At 36.1% G+C, this 1,838-nt stretch carries 2 protein-coding genes; one reads left to right on the forward strand and one right to left on the reverse strand.

The annotated features are described in order from the left end of the window. On the forward strand, positions 1–192 hold a 192-nt coding region (locus tag DNK84_RS01975), incomplete at its 5' end, for an RNA-dependent RNA polymerase family protein (RefSeq protein ID WP_208123232.1). Positions 193–381: 189 nt separating this feature from the next. Here DNK84_RS01975 and DNK84_RS01980 read toward each other — a convergent pair. Continuing rightward, positions 382–1,704 (reverse strand): transposase, encoded by a 1,323-nt coding sequence (locus tag DNK84_RS01980; RefSeq protein WP_119342903.1) that lies wholly within the window; start codon positions 1,702–1,704, stop codon positions 382–384. Between the last annotated feature and the right edge of the window lie 134 nt (positions 1,705–1,838).

Raw genomic sequence — 1,838 nt, forward strand, 5'->3', positions numbered from 1 at the left:
GAAGCAGCTAAAAAAGCAGGTGTCAAACACATAAGGTTTATGGATGACTTGCTTTTTATTAGTGATAAACGCTGGAAACTAAAAAGACTCATTAAAAAAGTTCATGGTCTTTTAATTCAATTAAAGCAAAGCATTAGTTGGGAAAAGACATGGATAGGCAGAGCTAAAGATCAGCAATTACCGGCAAGTTGAATAACTCGTTATAAATTTTTTATTGGGGTTAATGCAAGACAATTTTCAGCCAATTCAGTTGAAATTCATTTTTAAATGCTCTCAAATATTACTACTTCACATGCTTAATTGACTGTAAAACACCCAGATATTTATAATAGGCGTGACTAATCCTAGCACGCTAATACTATCTTAGATAAAATAATATCATCAAGTAGGTCGAAGTCCCTCAAACTCAGGATCTCTAACTTTTACAGCATATCCTATCATCTGTAACCAGCTATCAAAAAGCATCATATTAAATAGAAATTGTAGACCATGCCAAAGTTCACGCTTGGTTCTGTAAAAAGTACGAGCTTGTTGGAATAGCTTATCTGTCAACTCATGTATTTGATGCAAGGTAAAGGCTAACATAATCAAAGTATAGAAATTAAATGATAGGTTCTTTTGACCATGCCCATAACTATGATCTATTGAGTATCCATGATTTTTTAATATGTTAAAGCATTCGTTCTCAACCATCCATCTGGCGCGAGCAGCTCGAGCTATCTCAACAACACTGCTCTCATCAATTATCAAATCAGTTGCCCAAACACCAACAATCGTGGATGTCTTCTTGCCATAACGATCTGCTTTAGTCGAATACACCCTTAAAACATTAACCTTAATCAGGCTGCTTGCATTTAAGCTAATATTTTCATACCAATGATAATAAAGTGTCTCTTTGCCATTGTTTATCGTGTTTTCATGCTTTTTTGCATCAAGCCCATCTATCGTATCATACAAGAACTTATGGTCACCTTCCTTAACTCTGAAGATGAAGTTATCATCGGTTTTTGACTGTATTAGTTCAATAAAGGGCGTTGTTGCATAAAGACTATCAGCTAACCACACCATAGGCATCCTGGGATGCGCCTTACGTATCTTCGGGATTAAACGTTTAGCAGCGTTTATTTCACAGTCCTGCTTTTTAGTCCCGTCTTTCTTGCTAATATCTTCAGGCATCATAGGTATAACCTGTTTCTTATTGGGAGACACTATAGCTGCTTGCAATGCCTGATGTGAATAAGTGCAACTACCATTCTTATGCTGCTGGGTTAGACAACAGTCACAACTAATTTTCTTGGAGCTAAAGTACTCTGTTCCATCTAAGGCTACCAAGTATTTGTTATTAATAAACTGATAGTCTTTTAACATGTGGTTGCGTTGTAACTTCGATAGATACGTTTTAAATACAGGAGCAAGAGCCTCTGGCTTTACTTCATCAATACAATCTTTCATTGCTGAAGCCTTAGGGGTCTTGTGCACGTTAAACATGCTAATGAGGTTATTGCGTTGGGTTCTTTTCTCAAGCTGACTCTGAAACGCCAGTAGCGAAGGTGATTGCATGTACATGCAGGCAAGTGCGGACATCATAACATCAAAGATAGTGTAGTCATTACTTGCTTCGCGCCTATGATCAATAATTGATAACACTCTGTCAGCATAATCTTTAATTAAAGCATCAAAACTTAGGTGTTTTTTTATGTGCATTACATACTCATAGAAAATACTATTGCTTGGAGATTATTGTGCGCATTTAAACAGTAAATTTGAAGTAAATAGTGCGAAAAATTTAAAAAGTATACTCAGAAAACACTGCGAAATAATAGGCTTAGCTAACTTGC

Source organism: Facilibium subflavum (assembly GCF_003574485.1).
In the GTDB taxonomy this organism is placed as follows: Bacteria; Pseudomonadota; Gammaproteobacteria; order Francisellales; family Francisellaceae; genus Facilibium; species Facilibium subflavum.